The sequence below is a fragment of the Pseudomonas sp. 05N433 genome (assembly GCF_056396925.1).
Map to the genome: position 1 here is coordinate 1 of NZ_JBFTML010000029.1, position 26,942 is coordinate 26,942.

The window sequence follows — 26,942 nt, forward strand, 5'->3', positions numbered from 1 at the left end:
GCCCAACGGGAGCAAGCTCCCTCGCCACAAAGGGTGGATTCCTGCGGTCTTTCAGGGATTACGTATTGTGATCGATATCCAGATGGCTGAACGTCACTTCCCCGCCTTCAGTGGTGTACCCGGTGTTGTCCTGCACATAAACCCCGGCCTTGAAATACAGCGGCTTATCACGCCACATCGTGCTGATGTCGGTGTCCCATTGGTACCCCGCTGCACTGATGCCTAATGCACCGCCCGGGCTGAGGTGGATGAGGTAGGAGAATTCCTGATTGAGTTTCACGCCGGTGGCGATGGTGATGACCCGGGCGGTGTCGTCGTCGGGGTGCATGCGGACTTTGGCGACGATGTTGCCGGTCGAGGTGGAGGTTTTGTATTGATACTCGACCTTCACCAAGGGCTTCTGGCTCTTATAGGCGTGAATCTGACCAATGACGATCTTGCCCGAACTGGGCACCTGGCTGACCGAGAGGGTGGCACGCAGGGTGTTGTCCGCGTCAGGGTAGTACCAGTTTTTCAGCGTGCCATTGCTGTAGGTTTCGCGCAGTTCGGTGCGCGGGTAGATCGCGTTTTCGGTTTTGGAGCCGGTGACCGGGGACCAGAAAAATAAAGTGCCGGTGTCGGAGTGGAAGTATTGATCCTTGAAGCCGTCCACCAGCTTGGTGGTTTCGACAGTGTACGGCGGGCTGCCGACGGGAACACTGAGGTTCCAGGTTGCGAGATCGATCATAATTCAAGCTTCCACTTTTTTACTGCACGTGCGTGCCAGAAGCTCTAGCTCGCGCCTTCGGGTGGGTCTTTATAAGCGTAGAAGGCCTCTTTGTTAATGCCCTTCTGGCAGATGATTGGCGTCAACAACCTGTCGAAATGCCATCCTTCCCGGTTTATAAGGCCTGCAGGGCTGACCGTTAGTCGGCTATATGAAACTTTACCGAAGTGATGGGATACGAGCGGCTTCTGCTTTAAGGGATCCGGGTCTAGAGTGAAGTCGCAATAGGTGACCGGTTTTAACAAAAGGCCGGCCTGAGGCCCCGAAAAAGAGATGCAGCATGGAATGCGCACAATCTAAGCCAGCTGAAGGCAACTCAATCCTGTTAATTGTTGATGATTACCCTGAAAACCTGATCAGCATGCGCGCGTTGTTACAGCGCCAGGATTGGCAGGTCATGACCGCGGCTTCCGGTTTTGAAGCCCTTGGCCTGTTACTCGAACACGATGTCGACCTGGTGCTGCTGGATGTGCAGATGCCGGGCATGGACGGTTTTGAAGTGGCGCGCTTGATGCGCGGCAGCCAGCGAACCCGTCTTACGCCAATCATTTTTCTTACCGCCAACGAACAGTCCCAGGACGCCGTGATCAAGGGCTACGCCAGTGGCGCGGTGGATTACCTGTTCAAGCCGTTCGATCCGCAAATTCTCAAGCCTAAAGTCCAGGCGTTGCTCGAGCACCAGCGTAATCGCCGTGCCTTGCAGCGGTTGAGCCATGATCTGGAAGTCGCCCGGGCCTTCAATGCCTCGGTGCTGGATAACGCCGCCGAAGGCATTCTGGTGGTGAGTGAGGACGGGCTGATTCGCTTCGCCAACCCGGCGATGTCTCGCTTGCTCAATGCCACGGTGAACGACCTGCAAGGCAAGGAGTTTCTGGATTTCCTGCAAAAACCGCACATTCCGATCTGGGCCGATTCCGAGTTGTTTGCCGGTTACAAACGCGGTGAAACCCTGCGCTTGCACGATGCGCTGCTGCGTACCGCGCCCGGCCAGCAAGTGCCGGTGGCGTTGTCTTGCGCGCCTTTGCCCGCCGAACAACATGCGATGGTGGTGACGGTGCTGGACATGTCGGTGGTGCGCCATCTGCATCAGCAGTTGGAGTTCCAGGCGGTGACCGACCCGCTGACCGGGCTGCTCAATCGCCGGGGTTTCTACCAGACCGTTGAAAACCTGCTGCTGCGCGGCGAACGTTCCGACAGCACTTGGGTGCTGTTGTACCTGGACCTCGACGGCTTCAAGCGGGTCAATGATTCCCTCGGCCACGATGCCGGCGACCGGGTGCTGCGTTGGGTGTCCGAGCAGTTGAAGGCGTGCCTGCGGCCCTTCGATATTCTGGCGCGGATGGGGGGCGATGAGTTCACTGCGTTGCTGGATCTTGAGCTCCCCGAGCAGGCGGCAAAGATTGCCGAGAAGCTCATCGAGCGGGTGTCGATCTGTCAGCAGATCGAAGGCATGGACATCGCCTTGGGTGCCAGCATCGGCATCGCCACTTATCCCGATTGCGGGTCTAATCTGGACGGGCTGATGCGCGCCTCCGACATTGCCATGTACGAAGCTAAGCGCGCCGGGCGTCAGCAATATCGCTTCTACGATCACGAAATGAACGGCCGGGCACGCTCGCGGCTGATGCTTGAAGAGAGCGTGCGCACGGCCATCGAGAACCGCGATTTCAACCTGGTGTATCAGCCCCAGGTGGCGATTGCCGATGGGCAGATCCGCGGGTTCGAAGCGTTGTTGCGCTGGCAGCATCCGAGTGTCGGCGATGTACCGCCGGGGCTGTTTTTGCCGTTGCTGGAAGAGGCGCGGTTGATCAGTCGCCTGGGTAGCTGGATTTATCATCGCGGGGCCAAACAGCGCAAAGCCTGGGAAACCTTGTTTGCCGAAGATCTGGTGCTGGGCGTCAGCTTGAGCAGCACCCAATTCGGGTTGCCCAACCTGGTCACCGAGCTGCGTCAGGTGCTGGAGCGCCATGGCCTGAAGCCGCAGCAGCTGGAAGTCGAGGTCACGGAAGAGGCCTTGATGTCTAACCCCGACGAGACCCGCAAACAACTGCGTTTGCTGCGCAATCTGGGGGTACGGGTGGCGCTGGATGACTTCGGCTCCGGGGCTTGTTCGCTGGCGCATTTGCGCGACCTGGAACTGGACACGCTCAAGCTCGACCGGCATTTGATCGCCCGGTTACCAGGGTCCGAACGGGATGCGGCGCTGGCACGCAGTGTCATCGATTTGTGCAACCGGTTAGGGCTGCTGGTGATCGCCGAAGGGGTTGAAACGGTGGCGCAATATGAGTGGCTGCAAGCCAACGGTTGCCAGTATGTGCAGGGTTTCCTGGTGGCGCGGCCGTTGATGGCCGAGGACACCGGTCACTTTGTCGAGCCGTTCGACTGGGGCGCGCTGACGAGTTGAATTCGCTACACTGGCGACCTTTTCGTGATGCGTGTTGCCGCTCCAATGACTGTGTTGAAATACCTCCAGGCTTATCCTGCCGCGTTGCAGGACCAGGTGCGCCAACTGATCGCCGAAGGTCGGCTGGGCGATTACCTGAGCCAGCGCTATCCGGAAAAACACGGGGTGCAGAGCGACAAGGCGCTGTACGCCTATGCCCTGGACCTCAAGCAGGAATACCTGCGTAACGCCCCGGCCATCGACAAGGTGTTGTTCGACAACCGCCTGGACCTGACCCACCGCGCGCTCGGTCTGCACACCGCGATATCACGGGTGCAGGGTGGCAAGCTCAAGGCCAAGAAAGAAATTCGCATCGCCTCGCTGTTCAAGGACGCGGCGCCGCAGTTTCTGAAGATGATCGTGGTGCATGAGCTGGCGCACTTCAAAGAGTCGGATCACAACAAGGCGTTCTACAAGTTGTGCGAGCACATGTTGCCGGGGTATCACCAGGTGGAGTTCGATTTGCGGGTATACCTGACATGGCGGGATATGCACTGAACAAATCTGCTAATTAATCGGGAGCGCATGGATGGACGTGAGCAAGACCAAGAGCAGCTTCTACCGCCGATTGTACGTGGCGTACCTGATCGACAGCGGGCTGGCCAGTAACGTCCCTGCATTGACCGAAGTGACCGGTATGCCCCGACGCACGGCTCAGGACACCATCGCGGCGTTGGCGGATCTGGATATCGTTTGTGAATTCGAGCAGGAAGAGGGCGCACGTAACCACGCGGGGCGCTATCGGATTCGCGAGTGGGGGGCGATTGATCGGGGGTGGATCGAGCGTAATCTGCGGCAGATTAAAGCGGTGCTGGAGTATCCCTGAGCTTTTGCGGTGTTGCAGATGACGCCTTCGCGGGCAAGCCTCGCTCCTACAGGGGGGGCACTGTTCCTGTGGGAGCGGGCTTGCCCGCGATGGGGCCCTCAAGGACGACGCATCCCGATATGCGGAATCTGATCCTCGAGGTATTCCTCACCCACCACCACAAACCCGTACCGCCCGTAGTACCCCTGCAAATGCGCCTGGGCCGAGAGGTAGATCGGCACCTCGGGCCAGTGCTTCTCGGCCTGCTTCAACGCCTGGCTCATCAACTCATGCCCAAGCCCGGCACCGCGTGCCTGGGGTGCAATGATCACCCGGCCAATCACCACGTCGCCGCCCTGCAATTGCGGGTCGAGCAATCGCAGGTAGGCCACCAGCCGATCCCCGTCCCAGCCCATCAAATGGCAAGTGTCACCTTCCAGGTCCTGGCCATCGATGTCTTGATAAGCGCATTTCTGCTCGACGACAAACACTTCGGCGCGCAGTTGCAAAATGGCATACAGCTGCTCTTTACCCAGATCGCTGTGGTGTTTGCAGACCCAATCGATTGTCATCTTCACATTCCTTGAACAACGTTGTTCCGATACTAAGCGCCCTGAGACGGGATGTCTTTATCGCAGGGGAATCTGTGATAAAGACCAAAATGCCATCATTCATTTCTCGCGAAGTTGTCTTCTTTGTGTAATCTGCGATGAAGCGCTGTGCAATGGCCTCAATGAGCTAATGTTAGGACCTGGGTTCGCCGGTAGAGGAATCTTGGAGTTTTGGCTGAAAAACACGTCGGGCAGCCCGCCCGCTAAGGATTTCTGGCATGCCGCGGTTTCATCGAGCGTTTGCTTTGATCGGATTGCTGTTGCTGACACAGGCCGAGGCTGCGGAAAAGCTGCGTCTGGTCGCCGATGCCTGGCCACCCTTTACCGACGCCACGCTGGTCAATGGCGGTGTGGCCACGGACATCGTCAGCACCGCGCTGGCCCGGGCCGGTTACGCCAGCGATTTCGAACAAGTGCCGTGGGCCCGGGCCTTGTTTGGGGTGGGCGAGGGACGTTACGACGTACTGGTCAACACCTGGTACACCGACGAGCGCACGAAGCTGGGGCAATTTTCCGGCGAGTACCTGCTCAACCGCGTGCGCTTTCTCAAGCGCAAAGACACGCCAATCGAATACAACAACCTGCAACAACTGCACACCTACCCGATAGCGGTGGTACGCGGTTATGCCTATTCGCAGGAATTTGATGAGGATGTGTCGTTGCAGAAGGTCCCGGTGCATAACTTCGCCATGGCTGTGCGCATGGTCGCGGCCGATCGGGTCAAGCTGACTTTGGAAGACGAGTTCGTCGCCCGGTATTACCTGGCGCGGGAATCACCCAAAGTGCGCAATGCCGTGGAGTTCCTGCCCAAGCCGTTGAGCGAGAACAGTCTGCATATTCTGGTGAGCCTGAAGAACCCGGAGCATGAACAGATCGTCGCCGGTTTCGATCGCGAGATTGCGGCGATGAAGGCTGACGGGAGTTATGAGAAGTTGCTCAGGCAGCATGGGATGTGATCTGAAAGGCCTGCAGTGTCCGAGCTGAAGCMTTCGCGGGCAAGCCCGGTCGCTGCACATTTCAGGCTTCGTTAGTGTCCTTGATCAAATGCGCCGCCAACGTCCGCAACGGCCCCAGTTGCCGACAGATCAACGCCAGTTGTGTCTGTACCAGCCGCTGGCCTTCATCGATTTCATCCGGCATCTGCTCAAGCGCATTGGCCAGTGCTTCTTCCTCATCACTCTGAATCGCAATCGGCTGTTTGCTCGCCAGGCCCTGGGCAATGTCGTCGAGGCTGGCGGCCACGCTCACACCCGCACCGTCGATCAGGTGCTCGCGCACATCCGACGGCAGTTGGGTTTCACGGTGTGCCCCAAGCCCCGACAAATAGCTGAGCAGGGTGTGCGACAGCACCAGGAATCGGAACCCGACATCGGCTTCCTTACGGAAGTGCCCCGGCTCCATCAGCATGTTGGCCAGTGTCGTCGACAACGCCGCGTCGGCGTTGTGCGCGTTACGTCGGGCCAGGCGGTAAGCCAGGTCGTCGCTTTTACCGGCGGCGTATTGCTGCATGATCTGGCGCAGGTAAATGCTGTTGCAGGTCAGGGTATTGGCCAGCACTTTGTTCAGGCGTCGGCCCTGCCAGTCCGGCAGGAACAGGAATACCGCCAGGCCGGCGATCAGGCTGCCGAGCAAGGTATCGAACAGTCGCGGCAGAAGCAGCCCGTAACCGTCGCCCACCTGGTTGAAGCAGAACAGCACCATGATCGTAATGGCGGCTGTCGCCAGGGTGTAGCGGGTGGTGCGGTTGGTAAAGAACACCACCCCGGCGACGATGGCGAAGCTCGACTGGATCAACGGGTTGGGGAACAGATCGAACAGCGCCCAGGCCACTGTCAGGCCGATGGCGGTGCCGATGATCCGTTGGCCCAGTTTGCGGCGGGTGGCGCCGTAGTTCGGCTGACAGACAAACAACGTGGTGAGGATGATCCAGTAACCTTGCGAGGGGTGGATCAAATGCACCATCGCGTAGCCGATGCTCAATGCCAGGGGCAGGCGCAGGGCGTGGCGGAACAGCAAGGACGTTGGCGTCAGCTGTGTGCGCAAGCGAATCCACACATCCTTGAGACTGCGTGGCGAACGGTCGAGCAGGCTGCTGTCGGTGGCGTCTGCAAGCGCATCGGGGTTGCTGGCGTCGCTGAGCAAACGGTCGAGGGTGCCGAGGTTGGCGGCCAATGCCCGCAACGAGCGCAACAGACCACGCCAGGCCGGATTGCTCTGGATGCGCAGGTGTTCGAGGGAGGCGTGCAGGTCGCTCAGGGCTTCGGCGAAGCTGGCGTCATAGATGAACGGCTGGCGCATCTGGATCGATTCGGCCAGCGCGCGGCACACCTTGCCTTGTTGGCGCAGCAGGCGCTGACAGCGGAACAGCACGTCGCTGTGGAAGAACGCCTCGGCCAGCGCGTTGTAAGGGTAGTGCGAGGAGCTGGCGCGCTCGTGGATGTCCTGGGCGAGGAAGTACAGCTTCAGGTAACGGCTGAGTTTCGCCCCCGGCCGGCCATCGCCGACCCGGTGCAGAATGATTTCCTTGGCGGCGTTCAGGGCTGCCACCACCCGACCGTTCTGCTGGGCCAGTTCCAGGCGGCGCGCTTCCACGTCCAACTGCCGGATCGGTTCGAACAACGACGATTTCAGTTTCAGGTAATAACCCAGTTCACGGAATAACCGCGCCAGGCTCTGTTGCACCGGCTGGTTGGAAAACAGCACCTGCCACAACACCGAGAGCAAGCCATACCACGCCGCACCCGCCACCAGCAGTACCGGCTCGTGCCAGAAATCAGTGACTGCGCCGCCGCGCTGGTCCACGCCGATCATGGTGTAGACCGACAGAATCAGCGTCGCTGACGCAATCGCGCCATAACGCTCGCCCAGCGCGCCGAGCATGGTCAGGCAGAAGCTGGCCAGGGCAAAGGCGATGATAAAGAGGATGGGGTAGGGGAAGAGCAGTTCGACGGACAGGGCGGCGACCATAAAACACACCAGCGTCACGGCCAGTGCGTTGAGGCGGCCCTGCCAACTGTCGTCGGTTTCGGCCAGGGCGCTGGCGATGATCCCCAGGAACAACGGGATCAGCAGCCCCATTTGATCCTGAGACCAACACAGCGCCATGGTGCCGGTCAGGGCGATGAATACCCGAACGCTGTAACTGAATTTATCCAGCGCCCAGAGGCGACGCAGAGACTGCCGAAATGTGGTCGATGACATGAAGTGCGAAGGCCTTCCGAGGCAATGACGCTAAATTGAGCCACTAATGACGCCGACGCAATGGCGCCGATCACATCAGACAGCAAAATCTGTTCCTTCCTCGTTCTGTGTTGCCTGTCAGGACGTCTTCGCGATCGGTCAGACGTATTGCGCCGCCGCGTAACCGGAGGCCCAGGCCCATTGGAAGTTGAAACCACCCAGATGCCCGGTGACGTCGAGCACTTCACCGACGAAATACAGGCCGGGGCTTTTCAGCGACTCCATGGTCTTGGATGACACTTCGCGCGTGTCGACGCCACCCAGGGTCACTTCGGCCGTGCGGTAGCCCTCGGTGCCGGCCGGCACGACTTTCCAGCTCGCCAGTTTTTCAGCGATGTCTGCAATTTCCGCGTGGGTGTACTGCTTCATCGGTTTGGAGACGAACCAGTTGTCTGCCAGCAGGTTGGCCATCTTCTTGGTGAAGATTTCACCGAGCAGGGTTTTCAGCTCACTGTTGGGGCGTTCGACTTGCTGCTGTTGCAGCCAGCTCGGTACGTCGTGATCCGGCATCAGGTTGATCTCTACCGTGTCGCCGGATTCCCAGAACGAAGAAATCTGCAAAATCGCCGGGCCGCTGAGACCGCGGTGGGTGAACAGGATGTTCTCGCGGAAACTCTGGTCGTTGCAGCTCACCAGGCAATCCACCGACGTACCGGACAGCTCGGTGCACAGCTCCTTGAGCTGATCGGTGATGGTGAATGGCACAAGACCGGCTCGGGTCGGCAGCAGGTCGTGGCCGAACTGCTTGGCCACCTGATAGCCGAAGCCGGTGGCGCCGAGGGTCGGAATCGACAGGCCGCCGGTGGCGATCACCAGGGATTGGCAAGTGATCTGGCCCAGCGTGGTATCCAGCAGATAACCGCTTTCGAGCTTCTCGATGGTCTGGATCGAGGTGTCCAGGTGCAGGCTGACGCCAACCTGATTGCACTCGTCGAGCAGCATGTCGAGGATGTCGCTGGATTTGTTATCGCAGAACAACTGGCCGAGTTTCTTCTCGTGGTACGGCACGCCGTGTTTGGCCACCAGACCGATGAAGTCCCACTGGGTGTAACGTGCCAACGCAGATTTGCAGAAATGTGCGTTCTGCGAGAGGAAATTGCTCGGCTCGGTGTACATGTTGGTGAAATTGCAGCGGCCACCGCCCGACATGAGGATTTTCTTGCCGGCCTTGTTGGCATGGTCAAGCAACATCACCTTGCGCCCGCGCCCGGCGGCGGTCAGCGCACACATCAACCCTGCGGCGCCAGCGCCAATGATCACGACTTCGGTAGAGCGCAAAACGGTGTCCTCACATAAATCTCAGAGCTAACGGCGATCCCGTAGGAGCGAGGCTTGCCCGCGAAGAACGATAACGCGTTGCATCAGGTGTACCGGCGATCTTGCCGACCTGGGCGCCGGGAATGCCCGCCTCACCGGTCAGTGCGCCGAGAATGTCGCCTGGACGGACTTTGTCTTTACGGCCCGCACCAATGCACAGCGTGCTCATCAGCGGCAGCAGCGGACCGCCGCCCTGGGACGTGAGGTTATCCACCTGATCCCAATTCAACGGCGACTTCTGCAGTTGCTCGATGGCTTGGGCGCGATGGGCTTCGGACGGTGCGACCAGGCTGATCGCGATGCCTTTCTCGCCGGCACGACCGGTACGGCCGACACGGTGAATATGGATTTCCGAGTCACGGGCCAGTTCGACGTTGATCACCATGTCCAGCGCATCGATGTCCAGGCCGCGTGCGGCGACGTCGGTGGCGACCAGTACCGACGTACTGCGGTTGGCGAACATGGCCAACACCTGGTCGCGGTCACGCTGTTCCAGATCGCCGTGCAGGCCGACGGCGGAGATGCCTTTGGACGTCAGGTGATCGACGGTTTCCTGCACCTGCTGCTTGGTGAAGCAGAACGCCACGCAGGACGCCGGACGGAAGTGGCCGAGCACCTTGGTCACCGCGCTCATGCGCTCTTCCGGGGAGATTTCGTAGAAGCGCTGCTCGATCTGCGTGTCGTCGTGGAACGCCTCGGCCTTCACTTGCTGTGGATTACGCATGAACTTCGACGCCAACTGCTTGATGCCCACCGGATAGGTGGCGGAGAACAGCAGGGTCTGGCGACGTTCCGGGCACTGGGCGATGATTTCTTCGATGGAATCGTAGAAACCCATGTCGAGCATGCGGTCGGCTTCGTCGAGGATCAGCGTGTTCAGACCGTGAAGCACCAGCGAACCCTTGCGCAGGTGTTGCTGGATACGCCCCGGCGTGCCGACGATGATGTGTGCGCCGTGCTCCAGCGAGCCGATCTGCGGGCCGAAAGACACACCGCCGCACAGGGTCAGGACCTTGATGTTGTCTTCGGCACGGGCCAGGCGACGGATTTCCTTGGCGACCTGGTCGGCCAGCTCACGGGTCGGGCAGATGACCAGTGCCTGGCAACCGAAGAAGCGCGGATTGATCGGGTTCAACAGGCCGATACCGAAGGCGGCGGTCTTGCCGCTGCCGGTCTTGGCCTGGGCGATCAGGTCCATCCCCTTGAGGATCACCGGCAAGCTTTGCGCCTGGATCGGCGTCATCTGGGCATAACCGAGGGAGTCGAGGTTAGCCAGCATGGCGGCGGACAGCGGCAAAGTATTAAAAGCGGTGGCGATGGTGGTCACGGGACTGGCCTGCAAAACAAAATGTCGCGCAGTGTATCAGTCCCAGGCTCTCCACCTGCAAATTCTGGACGAATAGCCGTAGCAGCTGTCGAGGTACGAGGCTGCGTTGCGTGTCCGCAGGACCGCCCCGGGGGGCCGCTTCGCAGCCCAACGCAGCCTCGTGCCTCGGCAGCTGCTACGGGTCAGTGCTCGATATCGTGCTCACGGCTGACCATCCGTCGGCCATCCTTTGGTGAAAGCTGCGAGAAGATCGTTGCAGCCAGCATCGCCATGATTCCTACCGTCACAAACGTCAGCTGGAACGCGCCCAGCACCGTGTCCACGTCGTCATTGCCCATCTCCGCCGTGAATCCGCCGAGCAGCGCACCGGCGCACGCCACGCCCAGGCTCAGGGACAATTGCGCTACCACCGACAGCAAACTGTTGCCGCTGCTGGCGCTGGCGTCGTCGAGGTCGATCAGTGTCACGGTATTCATYGCGGTGAACTGCAAGGAGTTGATCGCCCCCAGAATCGCCAACTGGCCCAGCAACAGCCAATACGGTGTCTGCTCGCTGACCAGGCCCATGCTCGCCAGCATGATCCCCAGCGCCAGTGTGTTGCCGGTCAGCACGATGCGGTAGCCGAAACGTTCGATCAACGGCCGCGCCACCGATTTGGCGACCATCGCGGCCGCAGCCAGGGGCAGCATGCTCATCCCGGCCTGTGACGGCGAATAGCCCAGCGCCACTTGCAGCAGCAACGGCACCAGGAACGGCAATGCGCCGCTGCCCAACCGGGCGAACAGGTTGCCGAGGATGCCCACGGCGAAGGTCCGGGTCTTGAACAGCGATGGCGCAAACAGTGGATTGTCGATGTGCCCGGCCCGCAGCCAATAGGCCGCCAGACAGGCCATGCCGGCAAACAACAGCAACATCACCCGCAAGTGCGGCAGACGCAGTTCGCCGAGGCCTTCCATGGCGATGGTGATCAGCACCATCGCCGCGCCGAACAGCAAGAAGCCCAGGCTATCGAAGCGGGTGCGCTCGCTGCCGCGCAAGTCGGGGATGAATTTCCATACCGCGTAGCAACCGAGAACGCCCACCGGCAGGTTGATCAGGAAGATCCAATGCCAGGTCAGGTATTGCACCATCCAGCCGCCCATGGTCGGGCCGATCAGCGGGCCGAGCAGGCCGGGAATGGTGATGAACCCCATGATCCGCACCAGATCCGAGCGCGGATACGCGCGCAGCACTACCAAGCGTCCGACCGGCAACATCAAGGCGCCGCCCAGGCCCTGGATCACCCGGGCGCCGATCAGCATGCTCAGGGTGCTCGACAAGGCGCAGAGCAATGAGCCGATGCTGAACAACAGGATGGCGCCGAAGAAAATTTTCTTGGTGCCGAAACGGTCGGCGATCCAGCCGGAGGCGGGAATCAGCAAGGCGACGGTGAGCATGTAGGCGATGATCACACCCTGCATGCGCAGCGGGTCTTCGGCCAGGTCCCGGGCCATGGCGGGGAGGGCGGTGTTGAGGATTGTCCCGTCGAGGGACTGCATGAAGAAGGCAATGGCCACGACCCATGGCAACCAGCGGGCGGTGACGGCGTCGAGAGGTGGGCGGTTGGGCATGGGGCCTCTTGTTAATGCAGATTCGTGGCTGGCGCTGAACCCTGTGGCGAGGGAGCTTGCTCCCGCTCGGCTGCGTAGCAGTCGTAAATCCGGTGAATGCGGTCTGTCTGATAGAGCACATTGCCGGTCTGGGGCCGCTTCGCAGCCCAGCGGGAGCAAGCTCCCTCGCCACAGGTTTTTGTGTTTACAGGGTCAAGGTCAGTCGGCTGACGAGCGCTCCCGGCAGCAATGCCGAAGACGTGTTCCGCTGACTGTAGGTGCTGGCCGACAACATCAGCTCGCGTTCCTCGGTCAACGCTTCCAGCTGCGAACCGAGCAGGCTGTAGGCGCTGTCATCGAAACGCATGGTGCTGACCGGTGCCTGAATCTCGCCGTTCTCGACCCAGAAGGTCGCGAACCGTGTCATGCCGGTCAGGCGCGCCGCCGGTTGGTCCGAGTAGTTCAGGTACCACAGGTTGCTGATATACAAACCGGTGCCCAGTTGCTTGAGGATCTCGGCGTCAGGCAACGAGCCGGCCGCCATGTTCAACGCACTTGGCGCTTCACCGCCGCCAGCACCGTTGGCGGTCAGTCCGTATTCGGCGGCGCTGCGTGAACCGACCAGTTGCTCGCCCGCCTTGCCCTCAACAATCAGCCGCAGATCACTGCGCGGATAACCTTCACCGGAGAACGCCGGGCTCAGGGAGCCGCTGACTTTTTCATCCAGGGACACCAACGGGCTGAACGAGCTGTCGCCACCGTAGAGCTTCTGCAACGGACTGCTCTTGCTGGCAATCGACTGCGCCGAGAACCCGCCCCAACTGAGCATGCCCATGACTTCTTCCAGGGCTGCCGGCGCGAGGTAGGCGCGGTACTGACCCGGCGCCAGCGTGCGCGTTGGCCGACCCAGAAACGCCAACTGCTCGCGGGCCTGCTGGAAACGCCGGGCAAAGCCTTCGCTGTTCCAGTCGTGCCCGGCATAGCTGGCTTTCACCGCCTGACCGTTTTCATGGAACAGGCTGAAATCGAAGTTGAAGCTATTGGCCTGATGCCAGCCGAACGCGCCCGAGGAGCTGGCGAAACCGCGACTGATCGGCCCGGCGGCATAGAAACCGACCAGATCCAGCCCCTCGGCGGCCTGAGTGATTTCAGCGACCACCTGCTCGGTGTCCGGCAGCGGATGATCCTGCACGTTGTTGCTCTGCCAGTCGTCATGGTTGAGCAGCAGGTACGGGTCCTGAGGCAGCAACGGCAGGGTTTCGCGCAACTGTTGTAGCCCCTCGGCCAGACGCTGAAGATCGACTTCCGGATCGCCCGACAACGTGATATCGAGGTCGGCGTGCCGGCCGTCGTTGATCAGTTTGAAGCCGATGCTTGCCTGCTGCACCTGCCCGGCCTGACGCACCTTGGCGTGGTTGAAGCGCACGAAGGCCGACGATTCGGCGGCGTAGCTGAGGGTGAACTGCTCAGGCGTGCGCAGTGCATCGCGCAGCCAGTCGACCAAGGCCTTGAACGAATCGGCCTGGTTTTTTGAAGTGCTCGTGGACGTACTCATCAGGCATCTCCCCCAAACACATCAACGTTGCTGAACACACAGGCCGGCGACGCATGGCCGACACGGATCACCTGGTTCGGTTCGCCCTTGCCGCAGTTCGGCGTCCCCAGCACCTTGAAGGTGCTGACGTCACCGACGGCGCGCAGGCTCTTCCAGAATTGCGCGGAAATCGCCCGGTAGTTCGGGTTCTTCACCACGCCTTTGAGTTCGCCGTTTTCGATCAACTGGCCCCATTCGCAACCGAACTGGAATTTGTTGCGCGCATCGTCGATGGACCACGAACGGTTGGTGCTCATCAAAATGCCGTGCTCGATGTTGCCGATCAGTTGCTCAAGCGGCTGATCGCCGGGCTCGATGTTGAGGTTGGCCATGCGGTCGATCGGCGGACGGTTCCAGCCGCAGGCGCGGCTGTTGGCCACGCCGTCGAGGCTGGCCCGGAACTGCGAGAGCGCGCCGCCCAATGGTCGCAGCAGCAAACCTTGCTTGATCAGGAATTGCTTGCTGGCGGCGGTGCCTTCGTCGTCATGGCCGTAGCTGGCGAGCTGTTCGGGGATGTCCGGGTCGAATGTCACGTTGAGCAGTTCGGAGCCGTATTGCAGGCGGCCGAAGTCTTGCGCCTTGACGAAACTGGTGCCGGCGTAATTGCGCTCGTCGCCCAGGATGCGGTCCAGTTCCAGCGGGTGACCGATGGACTCGTGGATCTGCAGCATCATCTGGTCGGGCATCAGCAACAGGTCGCGCGGGCCTTGCGGGGTGTTCGGTGCCAGCAGCAATTGCAACGCCTGGTCGGCGACTTTCGGGCCGGCGCCGATCAGGCCGCAGCGGCTGATCACATCAAAGCCGCCCTGCTGACCGAAATTCTCGCGGCCGAGGGTGCGGGTCTGGCTGTCGCTACCGTCGTAGGCGGTGACGTCCATGCTCGGGTAGACGAAGCGCTGGGCCTGGCGCAGTTCGGCGCCGGCGCTGTTGAGGTAGATCTGCTCGACGTTGGTGATACCGATGCTCGCCTGCCAGTTCACCAGGCGTTCGTCCTTGGGCACGGCGGCAGATTCGGCGCCGAGCAGTTGGTAGCAATCGCTGAGAGACGGGAAGGGTTGGTCGAGGCTCGGCGAGAAATAGTCGGCGCGCTCGCTGGAAACCGCTTGCTCACGCAAGTCGAGGAGGGCGTGTGGCTTGAGTCGACGGGCTTGTTGCTCGGCCTTCTCCAGCGCGGCTTGCAGCCCGGACTGGGACAAGTCGTTGGTCGCGGCATAGGCTTCGACGCCGTTGACCCGAACGGTCAGCATCGCACCTTCGTCCCGGCTCAGGCTCGGTGGTTCGGCGACGTTCTTGCGCACTGAAAGATACTGACCGGATTCGCGAACATAACGCAGCGAAAAGAATTCAGCGCCCGTGCGCAACGCAGCGAAGCGCTGCTTGAGCTGGGGGTGGAAATCGAACATTCGGGAACCTCCTTGGTATGGAGTGGCGGCGAATCGGTGTTGCGAGGGGGGGAAACGTTTGCGTGGCGCTAGATTAGGCCTGCGTGGGGGGTAGGATCAAGTGAAGAGCGGTGTAGGAAGAGTTGAGGTTGGGTGAGTCAGGAATTTATCTATTGCTTGGGCGGACGCTTTCGCGGGCAAGCCTCGCTCCTACAGGGCGAATGCGATTCCCTGTAGGAGCGAGGCTTGCCCGCGAAGGCCGCGCCTCGGTGTTACGGCTTACTGAGCGCTCACATCCCGCAACGGCTTGCCCTTCACCGGTGCACCGCCGGCCACGTAGTACTTGGCCTTGCTGCGCGGCAATGGTTTGCGACCGCGGATCTTGTCGGCGATTTTCTCGGCCATCATGATCGTTGGTGCGTTCAGGTTGCCGGTGGTGATGATCGGCATGATCGAAGCATCGACCACGCGCAGGCCTTGCATGCCATGCACACGACCTTCGCCATCGACCACGGCCATTTCGTCGGTGCCCATCTTGCACGAGCAGGACGGGTGGAACGCGGTTTCGGCGTGCTCACGGATGAACTTGTCCAGCTGCTCGTCGGTTTGCACGTCGATGCCGGGGCTGATTTCGCGACCACGGAAGGCATCCAGCGCCGGCTGTTGCATGATTTCACGGGTCAGGCGGATGCCATCGCGGAATTCCTGCCAGTCCTGCTCGGTAGCCATGTAGTTGAACAGGATGCTCGGGTATTCGCGCGGATCCTTGGACTTGGCCTGGATGCGACCGCGGCTTGGCGAACGCATGGAACCCATGTGTGCCTGGAAGCCGTGCTCTTTCACGCCGTTGCTGCCGTTGTAGTTAATCGCTACCGGCAGGAAGTGATACTGGATGTTCGGCCATTCGAATTCCGGGCGGGTACGAATGAAACCGCCGGCTTCGAACTGGTTGCTGGCGCCGATGCCGGTGCCGTTGAACAGCCACTCGGCACCGATGGCCGGCTGGTTGTGCAGGAGCAGCGACGGGTACAGCGAGACCGGTTGGGTGCAGGCGTATTGCAGGTACAACTCGAGGTGATCCTGCAGGTTTTCACCGACGCCCGGCAGGTCGTGGACCACCGGAATATCAAGCTTTTTCAGCAGTTCGGCCGGGCCGACACCGGAGCGTTGCAGGATCTGCGGCGACGCGATGGCGCCGGAGCACAGCAACACTTCTTTGCGGGCACGGACTTCAACGCGTTCTTCGGCGGCACCGATCAGGTAACGCACGCCGACTGCACGCTTGCCTTCGAACAGAATCTTGTCGGTCAGGGCGTGGGTGACGATGGTCAGGGTCGAACGCTTCTTGGCGATGTCCAGGTAACCGCGAGCGGTACTGGAGCGACGGCCTTTCGGCGTCACGGTGCGGTCCATCGGGCCGAAACCTTCCTGCTGGTAACCGTTCAAGTCTTCGGTACGCGGGTAACCGGCCTGCACGCCTGCTTCAACCATCGCGCTGAACAGCGGGTTGTTGCCGGCTTTGGGCGTGGTCACGCTGACCGGACCGTCGCCACCGTGGTAGTCGTTCGGGCCGATGTCACGGGTTTCCGCCTTGCGGAAATACGGCAGGCAGTCGAGGTAAGTCCAGTCTTCCAGGCCTGGCAGTTTCGCCCAGTTGTCGTAGTCCATGGCGTTGCCGCGGATGTAGCACATGCCGTTGATCAGCGAAGAACCACCCAGGCCCTTGCCGCGACCGCATTCCATCCGGCGACCGTCCATGTGTGGCTCTGGATCGGTTTCGTACGCCCAGTTGTAGCGACGACCTTGCAGCGGGAACGCCAAAGCCGCCGGCATTTGTGTGCGGAAATCCAGACGGTAATCCGGGCCGCCCGCTTCGAGCAGCAGGACGGTGACGCCTTCGTCTTCAGTCAGACGGGTCGCCAGGGTGTTACCGGCGGAGCCGGCACCGATGATGATGTAATCGAATACTTGGGACATTGAATGCACCCTCTTTGAAGTTGGTCAGGTCGCGGTCGCGGATTTGTCACTTACTGTGGCGAGGGAGCTTGCTCCCGCTCGGCTGCGCAGCAGTCGCAAATCAGCGACCGTGTTCTGTCTGAATGAGCGCTGAACCTGAAGTTGGGGCTGCTTCGCAGCCCAGCGGGAGCAAGCTCCCTCGCCACAAAGGCCCCAGCTTCAGGTTCGCGTCAGATCAGAAAACCGAGGCGTAATCGCCCAGTTCGACCTGTACCGATTTGATGCGTGTGAAGTTGTTCAGCGAGCTGATGCCGTTCTCACGGCCCACGCCCGACTGCTTGTAGCCGCCGACCGGCATCTTGGCGTCGGACTCGCCCCAGGCGTTGATCCAGCAGATACCGGCTTCCAGTTGATGAATCACGCGGTGCGCGCGGTTCAGGTCTTTGGTAACAACGCCGGCAGCCAGACCGAAGTCGGTGTCGTTGGCGCGACGGATCACTTCTTCTTCGGTTTCGTAGGTCAGGATGCTCATCACCGGGCCGAAGATTTCTTCGCGCACGATGGTCATCTCGTCGGTGCAGTCGGTGAACACGGTCGGAGCCACGAATGCGCCTTTGGCGAATTCGCCGTCGGTCAGACGAGCGCCGCCGCACAGCAGGCGAGCACCTTCTTCCTTACCTTTGGCGATGTAACCCAGCACGCTTTCCATGTGGGCGAAGCTGACCAGCGGGCCGAAGTTGGTGTTTTCGTCTTCCGGGTTGCCAACGCGGATGCGCGCAACGCGCTCAACGATCTTGGCTTCGAACGCGGCTTTCAGGTGGCTCGGGACGAACACGCGAGTGCCGTTGGTGCAGACCTGACCGGAGCTGTAGAAGTTGGCCATCATCGCGGTGTCGGCGGCGCGATCGAGGTCGGCGTCGTCGAAAATGATCAGCGGGGATTTGCCGCCCAGTTCCATGGTCACGTCTTTCAGCGTGGAGGCGGAAGCGCTGGCCATGACTTTCTTGCCGGTGTCGGTGCCGCCGGTGAAGGAGACTTTTTCGATGCGTGGGTGTTCGGTCAGCCAGGTGCCGACTTCACGGCCGCTGCCGGTCAACACGTTGAACACACCAGCCGGCAGGCCGGCTTCGGTGTAGATCTCGGCCAGTTTCAGGGTGGTCAGCGAGGTGACTTCGCTTGGCTTGAAGATCATCGCGTTACCGGCCGCCAGGGCTGGAGCGGATTTCCACAGGGCGATCTGGATCGGGTAGTTCCACGCGCCGATACCGGCCACGATGCCCAGTGGCTCGCGACGAGTGTAGACGAAAGAAGTGGTGCGCAGTGGAATCTGCTCGCCTTCGATGGCCGGTACCAGACCTGCGTAGTATTCCAGCACGTCAGCGCCGGTGACGATGTCGACGTAACGGGTTTCGGAGTACGCCTTGCCGGTGTCCAGGGTTTCCAGGGCGGCCAGTTCATCGTTGCGCTCGCGCAGGATGTCGACGGCACGACGCAGGATGCGCGAACGCTCCATGGCGGTCATCGCGGCCCAGATTTTCTGGCCCTTTTCGGCACTGACCACTGCACGCTCGACGTCTTCCTTGGTCGCACGCTGTACTTTTGCGAGGACTTCACCGTTAGCCGGGTTGATGGCTTCGAAGGTGGCGTCGCTGCTGGCGTCACTGTAGCCGCCGTCGATGTAGAGTTTTTGCAGTTCGAAACGGGCCATAAAGTCCTCGCAAGTGCATAAGTTGGTTGGCGTTAACCACTGGGACGTGCCGTGTAGCGTTGGCGACGCTGATCAGTGGCGTTCAGGGGCTGAGCGGTTTTATGTGTGCTCTAACTCACCTGCTTGGCCAATTGGATATCCATGTATTCGTAAGCGATTCTTTGCGCCTGCTCGGTGTCGAAAGCATCTCCCGACAGCGCGCCGCGCAACCACAAACCGTCAATGAGGGCTGCCAGGCCCCGGGCGGCGCTGCGCGCTTGATCAAGCGGCAACGCACGGCGGAACTGGCAGCACAGGTTGGAATACAGACGGTGATCGTTGATCCGCTGCAACCTGTGCAAAGACGGCTGGTGCATGCTGGTGGCCCAGAAGGCCAACCAGGTTTTCATTGCCGGGCCATTGACCTGGCTGGCGTCGAAGTTGCCTTCGATAATCACCTGCAGATGCGCCCGTGGGCTGTCATCTGCCATCGCCTGACGGCGTGCGGTGACGTTCTCGCTGAGGACGCTCATCAGATACCGCATCGTGGCGGCGATCAGGCCATTCTTGTCCTGAAAATAGTGACTGATGATGCCATTCGAGACACCGGCCAAACGGGCGATCAGCGCAATGCTGGCGTCCCCCATGCCGACCTGATCGACGGCCTGTAGCGTGGCTTCGATCAATTGCTGGCGGCGGATGGGTTGCATACCGACCTTGGGCATCTTGCACATCTCCTTAGGCCTCCCGGTGGACGAAATACGCCTACCGGATTGAGGGCCAGTCTATTTTGTTTTGATTGAACGTTCAATCAACAAAGAATAAGATCTGCGACAATTCGTCGCTGCTTACAGATTTTTCCTACGTGTAAATGACGATAAACCGACATCCAAAAATGCTCGAAACCCATACGCAGACGCGTTCCAGGGGTTTCGGGCTTTTTTCGGGGTGTCTTTATATCACCCGCCGGTCGGCTGCCAACTAATCGATTGGTCGGGTACCGCGTTGCCTTGTGTTCTTCTCTCGCACTGCCCGGAGCATCTGTGCCATGAGTTCTGCCTCTCTAATAAAGACCCCACCCGAGAAGGTGATGGTCAACGGTTGGGTGTTCTACACCTCTACCGCGCTGATCCTGCTGTTGACCGCCATTCTGATCGTCGCCCCGCAAGAGGCCGGCAGAATGCTCGGTATTGCCCAGGCCTGGTTGTCCCGCAGCTTCGGCTGGTACTACATGGTGGTGATCGCCGCCTATCTGGTTTTTGTCGTCGGCCTGGCGTTTTCGTCTTACGGCAAGCTCAAGTTGGGCAGCAAGGACGATACCCCGGATTTCAGCTACGGCGCCTGGGCGGGGATGCTGTTCTCGTCGGGTATCGGCATCTCGCTGTTGTACTTCGGTGCGTCCGAGCCGCTGGACCATTACTTCAACCCGCCGGAAGGCGTCGCCGGCAGCAACCTTGCCGCACGTCAGGCAGTGCAGCTGACGTTCCTGCATTGGGGCCTGCATGGCTGGGCGATCTACGCCTTGGTCGGCCTGGCCGTGGCGTACTTTGCTTACCGTCATAACCAGCCGTTGGCCTTGCGTTCGGCGCTTTATCCGTTGGTCGGCGAGCGTTGGGTCAAAGGCGCGGCCGGTCATGCGGTGGACGGTTTCGGCATGTTCGTGACCCTGCTGGGGCTGGTGACGAACCTGGGGATCGGTTCGCTGCAAGTCTCGTCGGGGTTGGAAAACCTGTTCGGCATGGCGCACAGCAACACCAACTTGCTGATCGTGATCATCGTGATGAGCACCGTGGCGACCATCGCAGCGGTGTCCGGCGTGGAAAACGGCATTCGCCGTCTGTCCAACCTGAACATCGTGCTGTTCAGCGGTCTGCTGATTTTCGTGCTGTTGTTCGGCCCGACCCTGCACCTGCTCAACGGCTTTGTGCAGAACATCGGTGACTACCTCAATGGCGTGGTGCTGAAGACCTTCGACCTCTACGTGTATGAAGGCGACAGTGAGAAGTCTGACCGCTGGCTGGGCCTGTGGACCCTGTTCTACTGGGCCTGGTGGATTTCCTGGGCGCCATTTGTAGGCATGTTCATCGCGCGTATTTCCCGTGGTCGCACGGTGCGTGAGCTGGTCGCCGGCGTGCTGCTGATTCCGCTGGGTTTCACCCTGGCATGGCTGTCGATCTTCGGTAACTCGGCCCTGGACCTGGTGATGAACCATGGGGCGGTGGAGCTCGGGAAGACGGCGCTGGAACAGCCATCGATGGCGATCTACCAGTTGCTTGAGCATTACCCGGCGTCGAAAGTTGTCATTGGCGTGTCGATTTTTGTCGGTTTCGTGCTGTTCCTGACCCCGGCGGACTCCGGCGCGGTGATGATGGCCAACCTTTCGTGCAAGGGCGGCAACGTCGACGAAGACGCGCCGCACTGGCTGCGGATTTTCTGGTCGGTGGTGATCACCCTGGTGACCATCGGTCTGCTGTTCGCCGGTAACTTCGAAGCCATGCAAACCATGGTGGTGCTGGCAGGGCTGCCGTTCTCGGTGGTGCTGGTGTTCTTCATGTTCGGTTTGCACAAGGCCATGCGCCAGGACGTGCAGATCGAACAGGAGCAAGCGGAGCTGGCGGCGCGTGGTCGTCGTGGTTTCAGCGAGCGTCTGACCCAGCTGGATTTGCAGCCGAATCAGTCGATTGTTCAGCGTTTCATGGACAAACAAGTCAGCCCGGCGCTGGAAGAGGCCGTGGTTCAACTGCGTGGCAAGGGCCTGAACGTGCAAACGTTGCTGGGTAAAGCCAAGCGTTGCATGGGCCTGCGGATCGAGATGGAAGAGGGCAACCCTTTTGTCTACGAAGTGAGCCTGGACGGTTATCTGGCGGCGGCGAGTGAAGCGGTGTCGGCCGAAAGTGCCGATGAACCGCGCGCACGTTACTACCGCGCTGAGGTGTACCTGCACAACGGCAGCCAGGACTATGACTTGATGGGCTTCACTCAGGATCAGATCACCCGTGACGTGCTCGATCAGTTTGAAAGCCATCGGCAGCTGCTAGGCCGGGTTTATAGCTGAGGTTTGAGGTGATGCGGTGCAGTGAATGCACCGCATCTCCATTGTGGCGAGGGAGCTCGCTCCCGTTCGGCTGCGAAGCAGTCGTAGATCCTGGTTACGCGATCTATCTGAAATACCGTGGTGTCTGGATTGGGGTCGCTCCGCAACCCAGCGGGAGCAAGCTCCCTCGCCACAGTTGTCGGTATTCCAGACCTGATATCTGCACAAACAAAAACGCCGCGATCATCTCGCGGCGTTTTTGTGTCTGCTGTCTTGCTTACCCCAGGTTCTTGCCGAGCAGCGCGTGGTACAGCTCGCTGTCGCCCAGGATCCCGACCACTTTGTTGTTGTCGTGCAGCACCAGCTTGTTGCCGGTCTGGTAACGAATCTGCAGCGCATCGCGCATGCCGATGTTGGAGTCCACCAGCGTTGGTCGACGGCCCAGGGCTTCAACCGCTTGCCCAGGTATCCATTTCTGCAGATCCAGGCTCGAGCCGTTCTGGCGCGCGCCTTTGATGGTGTTGCCTTCGGCCAGGTCCAGCCACGAATCGCCGCCCGGATCCAGGCACACCGAACCGTTGATGCGTTTGCAGTTGTCCAGGGTGCGCATCAGGCTGCGACCACACAATACGTTCAGCGGATTGGTGTGGGCGACGAAGGTGCGCACGTAATCGTCCGCAGGGTTCAGGACGATTTCTTCCGGCACGCTGTACTGGATGATCCGGCCGTCTTTCATGATCGCGATACGGCTGCCCAGCTTCAGGGCTTCATCGAGGTCGTGGCTCACGAAGACGATGGTCTTGCTCAGCTTGTTTTGCAGTTCCAGCAGTTCATCTTGCAGGCCTTGGCGAATCAGCGGGTCGAGGGCCGAGAACGGTTCGTCCATCAGCAGGATGTCGGCGTCCATCGCCAGCGCACGGGCCAGGCCGACACGCTGCTGCATGCCGCCGGAGAGCTCATTGGGTTTCTTGTTGCGCCACTGGGTCAGGCCCACCAGCTCAAGCTTCTCGTCCACCAGTTTGCGGCGTTCTTTCTCGGGGCGACCCTGCATTTCCAGACCGAAGCTGATGTTCTCGCGCACCGTCAGCCAAGGCATCAGGGCGAACTTCTGGAACACCATCGCGATGCGCTTGGTGCGCATCATCTTCAGTTCCGCCGGGGTGCAGGACGCGATGTCGATCTGCCGGCCTTCGTGTTCGACGAACAACTTGCCACGGCTAACGGTGTTGAGGCCGTTGATGCAGCGCAACAGGCTGGATTTGCCGGAGCCGGACAAACCCATCAGTACGCAGATTTCACCTTTCTCGATGTCCAGGCTGGCCTTTTCGACACCGACGATTTGCCCGGTCTTTTTCAGAATCTCGTTGCGGGTCATGCCCTGGTCGAGCAGTTTGAGAGCGGCGCGTGGATCTTTGGAGAAGATCACGTCCACGTCTTCGAAGCGAATAATGCTCATGCGTCACCCCCTACTTTGGCTTCGGGTTGTTTGCAGATACGGTCGAGCATGATCGCCAGCAATACGATCGCCAGGCCTGCTTCGAAGCCCAGTGCGATATCAGCAGTGTTCAGTGCGTTGACCACAGGTTTGCCCAGGCCGTCGGCGCCCACCAGTGCCGCAATCACCACCATCGACAACGACAGCATGATGCACTGGGTGATACCGGCCGCGATGCTTGGCATGGCGTGGGGCAGTTCGATGYGCGAGAGCAACTGACGGCGCGAGCAGCCAAAGGCTTTGCCGGCGTCCATCAGTTCGTCCGGAACATCGCGGATACCCAAGTAGGTCAGGCGGATGGGCGCGGCAATCGCGAACACCACCGTCGAGATCAGACCCGGGACCACACCCAGACCGAAGAGGGTCAGGGTAGGAATGAGGTACACGAAAGTCGGTACGGTCTGCATCAGATCGAGCACCGGCCGCATCAGTGTGTAGAACATCGGTTTGTGCGCGGCGACGATACCCAACGGCACGCCGATCACTACGCAGACCAGGGTGGCGAACAACACCTGGGCGAGGGTTTCCATGGTTTCCTGCCAGTACCCCAGATTGAGGATCAGCAGGAAGGAGGCGATGACGAAAACGGTCAGGCCCCATTTGCGTTGGATGAAATGTGCCAGTAGTGCGATGAGGCCGATCAATGCCAGCGGGTTGAACCAGGTCAGCGCAAAAGTCACGCCGTGGATCATCGTTTCCAGTGACACGGCGATGGCGTCGAAGGTGCTGGCGCCGTGTTGCGTCAACCATTCAACGAAGCTCGCGATGTACTGGCCTAAGGGTATTTTCTGATCAATCAGCATGGTAGTGAACGTCCGCATGCAAGGAAATAAACAGCCCGGGCAGGCGAGCCTGCCCGGCGTAAGCGATTACTGCGCGAGCTTGGCTTTCACGGCCTCCAGGCCTGGTTTACCGTCAATGGTGGTCACGCCAGCGAGCCAGGTATCGAGCACCTGTGGGTTCTTTTTCAGCCAGGCCTTGGCGGCCGCTTCAGGCTTCATCTTGTCGTCCAGGATGTTGCCCATCAGCGTACTCTCCATGTCGACGGTGAACTCCAGGTTTTTCAGCAGTTGGCCGACGTTGCTGCACTCTTGGGTATACCCCTTGCGAGTGTTGGTCGCAACGGTGGCAGCACCGAAATCCGGGCCGAAGAAGTCATCGCCACCGGTCAAGTACTGAATCTTGAAACGTTTGTTCATCGGGTGCGGTGCCCAGCCGAGGAACACCACGGCGGTGTCGCGTTTTTGCGCACGGTCGACTTGCGACAACATGCCCGCTTCGCTGGATTCGACGACTTTGAAACCGGCGGTTTTGAGACCGAAGGCGTCTTTGTCGATCATGCTCTGGATCAGACGGTTGCCGTCGTTGCCTGGCTCGATACCGTAGATCTTGCCGTCGAGTTCTTTCTTGAACTTGGCGATGTCGGCAAAGTCATGCAGCCCTTTGTCGTACAGCGCTTGTGGTACGGCGAGGGTGTATTTGGCACCTTTGAGGTTGGTGCGCACGGTTTCCACTGTGCCGGCATCCCGATAGGCCTTGATGTCGTTTTCCATGGTCGGCATCCAGTTACCCAGGAACACGTCCATGTTCTTGCCGTCGGCCAGGGACTTGTAGGTCACCGGCACGGAAATCATCGTGGTCTTGGTCTTGTAGCCGAGGGCGTTGAGCACAACGCTGGTGGTCGCGGTGGTCGCGGTAATGTCCGTCCAGCCGACATCGGAGAAGTTTACGGTGCTGCATTGGGCCGGCTCTGCGGCTTGAGCCAGGAACGGCAGACTCAGCATGGCGGCCAACAACAACGACGGGGAACCTTTCATAGGGGCGACTCCTAAGTGTTTTTTTTGGCAGTGTTCCGACTGGACCACCGCACTTATCTGTTGCGGTTGGATGGCGTTTTGGAGACAGCTCTACCACAGCGCCTTGCAATCGAGTCGATACGATCATGTACCAGTGAAAATCTGACGCCTACAGGGTGCGTCGTAACCAGTACAGGGATGGTCGCATCCAGTGTCGGTGACGTCGTTTACAGCTTTTTTCAGCCCGATTTGCCCCGCTGATCCGCAAAAAAACGGCGAAAACATTGCGTAAGAGACCTGCGGCGCTAGTGGGCATGAGTGCGTCGGTGTGAGACGTTGAACGACATGGTAAAAGCCTGATGATGCGGCCATCTCGACGGATTGCAGCTTGAGCGTAGCAGCTCCGTCACTGGGCGCTTTTGCGCCTGGAGCAGGCACATCCAGGAGTTCAGCAGTAATGGCTATCAGCGTTTTCGACTTGTTCAAAATCGGCATCGGCCCTTCCAGTTCGCACACCGTGGGGCCTATGCGCGCCGCGGCGCTGTTCGTGCAAGGTTTGCGCGAGCGGGGGCTTCTGGAGCAGGTGTGTCGCATCGAAGTTCAGCTATACGGATCGCTCTCGGCCACCGGCATCGGCCACGGCAGCGACAACGCGGTGATCATGGGGTTGATGGGCGAGTGGCCCGACGCGATCGATCCGTCGCAAATCGGCATCCGTATAGAAGCCTTGCGTGAAACTCACACGCTATTGCTCGACGGCCGCTTGTCGGTCCCGTTCATCTGGGCTCGGGACATGCGCCTGATCGACGAGAACCTGCCGTTCCATCCGAACGCCATGACCCTGGTCGCCGAAGGCGATCACGGCGAGCTGCATCGCGATACCTATTATTCCATCGGCGGCGGTTTTGTCGTCGACGAGGCGCAAGCTTCCAGCGGTGTGGTGGATCTGGATAACACCGTACTGCCTTACGACTTCTCCAGTGCCGTCGAATTGCTCAGCCTGTGCAAGAAGCACAACCTGCGCGTGGCCGAATTGATGATGGCCAACGAGAAAGTCTGGCGCAGCGAAGAAGAAATCCGCAGTGGCCTGATGAAGCTCTGGCGCGCCATGCAGGATTGTGTGGAGCAAGGCCTCAAGCACGAAGGCATCCTGCCCGGCGGTCTCAATGTGCGCCGTCGCGCGGCCAAGTTGCACCGCAGCTTGCAAGAGCTGAACAAGCCCAACGTGATCGGCTCGACCTTGAGCGCGATGGAGTGGGTCAACCTGTTCGCGCTGGCGGTCAACGAAGAAAACGCTGCCGGCGGGCGCATGGTCACGGCGCCGACCAACGGTGCGGCGGGGATCATTCCGGCGGTGTTGCACTACTTTATGAAATTCAGCGAGGCGGTGACCGACGCCAATGTGGTCGATTACTTCCTCAGTGCCGCGGCGGTGGGGATTCTGTGCAAAAAGAACGCCTCGATCTCCGGTGCCGAAGTCGGTTGCCAGGGTGAAGTCGGTTCGGCTTGCGCCATGGCGGCGGCCGGGTTGGCGGAGGTTCTTGGTGCCACGCCGGAGCAGCTGTGTAACGCGGCGGAAATCGGCCTGGAGCATAACCTCGGCTTGACCTGCGACCCGGTGGGCGGGCTGGTGCAGGTACCGTGCATCGAGCGCAATGCGATTGCTGCGGTGAAAGCGATCAACGCCGCGCAGATGGCGCTGCGCGGTGACGGCCAGCACTTTATCTCGCTGGACCGGGTGATCCGCACCATGCGTGATACCGGTGCCGACATGCACGACAAATATAAAGAGACGTCGCGCGGTGGCTTGGCGGTTAGCGCGGTGGAGTGCTGAAACCGAGTTGACCTGTGGAGAGGGGGCAAGCCTGCTCTCCACAAAGACCTCATGTGCTACACCAGA

At 60.3% G+C, this 26,942-nt stretch carries 19 protein-coding genes and 1 pseudogene; 6 read left to right on the forward strand and 14 right to left on the reverse strand.

Features of this window, described 5'->3' with window-relative positions:
• Positions 1–58: 58 nt before the first annotated feature.
• Positions 59–727: a polysaccharide lyase family 7 protein gene (locus AC1DIS_RS16455; protein WP_018928757.1), complete on the reverse strand. Its 669-nt coding sequence runs from the start codon at positions 725–727 to the stop codon at positions 59–61.
• Positions 728–1,046: 319 nt separating this feature from the next.
• Here AC1DIS_RS16455 and AC1DIS_RS16460 point away from each other — a divergent pair, with 319 nt between their 5' ends.
• Genes AC1DIS_RS16460 through AC1DIS_RS16470 form a run of 3 tightly spaced genes read left to right on the forward strand, consistent with a single transcriptional unit; the run spans position 1,047 to position 4,035 of the window.
• Positions 1,047–3,170 (forward strand): putative bifunctional diguanylate cyclase/phosphodiesterase, encoded by a 2,124-nt coding sequence (locus AC1DIS_RS16460; protein ID WP_018928758.1) that lies wholly within the window; start codon positions 1,047–1,049, stop codon positions 3,168–3,170.
• A gap of 45 nt (positions 3,171–3,215) precedes the next feature.
• On the forward strand, positions 3,216–3,707 hold the full coding sequence (locus AC1DIS_RS16465) for a M48 metallopeptidase family protein (RefSeq protein ID WP_007937938.1): 492 nt from the start codon (positions 3,216–3,218) through the stop codon (positions 3,705–3,707).
• A 31-nt stretch (positions 3,708–3,738) separates the two neighbouring features.
• The gene (locus AC1DIS_RS16470; RefSeq protein ID WP_007937940.1) at positions 3,739–4,035 is read left to right on the forward strand and encodes a winged helix-turn-helix domain-containing protein; all 297 of its coding nucleotides are present in this window, start codon (positions 3,739–3,741) and stop codon (positions 4,033–4,035) included.
• Between the two features lie 98 nt (positions 4,036–4,133).
• On the opposite strand, the gene AC1DIS_RS16475 is transcribed toward AC1DIS_RS16470, so the two are convergent.
• The gene (locus tag AC1DIS_RS16475; RefSeq protein ID WP_477748751.1) at positions 4,134–4,586 is read right to left on the reverse strand and encodes a GNAT family N-acetyltransferase; all 453 of its coding nucleotides are present in this window, start codon (positions 4,584–4,586) and stop codon (positions 4,134–4,136) included.
• Between the two features lie 257 nt (positions 4,587–4,843).
• Here AC1DIS_RS16475 and AC1DIS_RS16480 point away from each other — a divergent pair, with 257 nt between their 5' ends.
• Positions 4,844–5,581: a substrate-binding periplasmic protein gene (locus tag AC1DIS_RS16480; RefSeq protein WP_018928760.1), complete on the forward strand. Its 738-nt coding sequence runs from the start codon at positions 4,844–4,846 to the stop codon at positions 5,579–5,581.
• A 61-nt stretch (positions 5,582–5,642) separates the two neighbouring features.
• Here AC1DIS_RS16480 and yccS read toward each other — a convergent pair whose 3' ends face one another.
• The 9 genes and pseudogenes from yccS to betI all read right to left on the reverse strand — a co-directional run bounded on the left by yccS (position 5,643) and on the right by betI (position 19,442).
• Complete coding sequence (gene yccS, locus AC1DIS_RS16485; RefSeq protein ID WP_086944428.1) at positions 5,643–7,826, reverse strand: YccS family putative transporter; 2,184 nt, start codon at positions 7,824–7,826, stop codon at positions 5,643–5,645.
• 138 nt (positions 7,827–7,964) lie between these two features.
• On the reverse strand, positions 7,965–9,143 hold the full coding sequence (locus AC1DIS_RS16490) for a BaiN/RdsA family NAD(P)/FAD-dependent oxidoreductase (protein ID WP_428632040.1): 1,179 nt from the start codon (positions 9,141–9,143) through the stop codon (positions 7,965–7,967).
• A gap of 94 nt (positions 9,144–9,237) precedes the next feature.
• A pseudogene (gene dbpA, locus AC1DIS_RS16495) lies at positions 9,238–10,461 on the reverse strand (ATP-dependent RNA helicase DbpA); the annotation flags it as partial.
• A gap of 230 nt (positions 10,462–10,691) precedes the next feature.
• A complete protein-coding gene (gene mdtD, locus AC1DIS_RS16500; RefSeq protein WP_256663648.1) occupies positions 10,692–12,278 on the reverse strand; it encodes a multidrug transporter subunit MdtD in 1,587 nt (528 codons plus the stop codon).
• A 25-nt stretch (positions 12,279–12,303) separates the two neighbouring features.
• The gene (locus AC1DIS_RS16505; RefSeq protein ID WP_477743637.1) at positions 12,304–13,653 is read right to left on the reverse strand and encodes a TldD/PmbA family protein; all 1,350 of its coding nucleotides are present in this window, start codon (positions 13,651–13,653) and stop codon (positions 12,304–12,306) included.
• Positions 13,653–15,095, reverse strand: a complete 1,443-nt coding sequence (locus AC1DIS_RS16510) for a TldD/PmbA family protein (RefSeq protein WP_018928766.1) — start codon at positions 15,093–15,095, stop codon at positions 13,653–13,655. Before AC1DIS_RS16510 ends, AC1DIS_RS16505 begins: the two co-directional genes overlap by 1 nt.
• 258 nt (positions 15,096–15,353) lie before the next feature.
• Complete coding sequence (gene betA, locus AC1DIS_RS16515) at positions 15,354–17,051, reverse strand: choline dehydrogenase (protein ID WP_064620863.1); 1,698 nt, start codon at positions 17,049–17,051, stop codon at positions 15,354–15,356.
• Positions 17,052–17,265: 214 nt separating this feature from the next.
• Complete coding sequence (betB, locus tag AC1DIS_RS16520; protein WP_477743638.1) at positions 17,266–18,738, reverse strand: betaine-aldehyde dehydrogenase; 1,473 nt, start codon at positions 18,736–18,738, stop codon at positions 17,266–17,268.
• Positions 18,739–18,848: 110 nt separating this feature from the next.
• Entirely contained in the window at positions 18,849–19,442 is a 594-nt protein-coding gene (betI, locus tag AC1DIS_RS16525) for a transcriptional regulator BetI (protein WP_018928769.1), read from the reverse strand.
• Between the two features lie 380 nt (positions 19,443–19,822).
• On the opposite strand from betI, the gene AC1DIS_RS16530 reads away from it, so the two are divergent.
• Positions 19,823–21,772, forward strand: a complete 1,950-nt coding sequence (locus AC1DIS_RS16530) for a BCCT family transporter (protein WP_231508959.1) — start codon at positions 19,823–19,825, stop codon at positions 21,770–21,772.
• A 256-nt stretch (positions 21,773–22,028) separates the two neighbouring features.
• Here the strand turns inward: AC1DIS_RS16530 and choV are convergent, their stop codons facing one another.
• From choV to AC1DIS_RS16545, 3 genes are all read right to left on the reverse strand, one after another.
• Positions 22,029–23,207 carry a choline ABC transporter ATP-binding protein gene (choV, locus tag AC1DIS_RS16535; RefSeq protein ID WP_018928771.1) on the reverse strand — a complete coding sequence of 393 codons (1,179 nt, stop codon included), beginning with the start codon at positions 23,205–23,207 and terminating at the stop codon, positions 22,029–22,031.
• Positions 23,204–24,049: a choline ABC transporter permease subunit gene (gene choW / locus AC1DIS_RS16540; RefSeq protein ID WP_477780977.1), complete on the reverse strand. Its 846-nt coding sequence runs from the start codon at positions 24,047–24,049 to the stop codon at positions 23,204–23,206. The genes choV and choW overlap by 4 nt, the downstream gene beginning before the upstream one ends.
• A 66-nt stretch (positions 24,050–24,115) precedes the next feature.
• On the reverse strand, positions 24,116–25,063 hold the full coding sequence (locus AC1DIS_RS16545; RefSeq protein ID WP_018928773.1) for a choline ABC transporter substrate-binding protein: 948 nt from the start codon (positions 25,061–25,063) through the stop codon (positions 24,116–24,118).
• A 436-nt stretch (positions 25,064–25,499) separates the two neighbouring features.
• On the opposite strand from AC1DIS_RS16545, the gene AC1DIS_RS16550 reads away from it, so the two are divergent.
• On the forward strand, positions 25,500–26,876 hold the full coding sequence (locus AC1DIS_RS16550) for an L-serine ammonia-lyase (RefSeq protein WP_018928774.1): 1,377 nt from the start codon (positions 25,500–25,502) through the stop codon (positions 26,874–26,876).
• Positions 26,877–26,942: the final 66 nt, after the last annotated feature.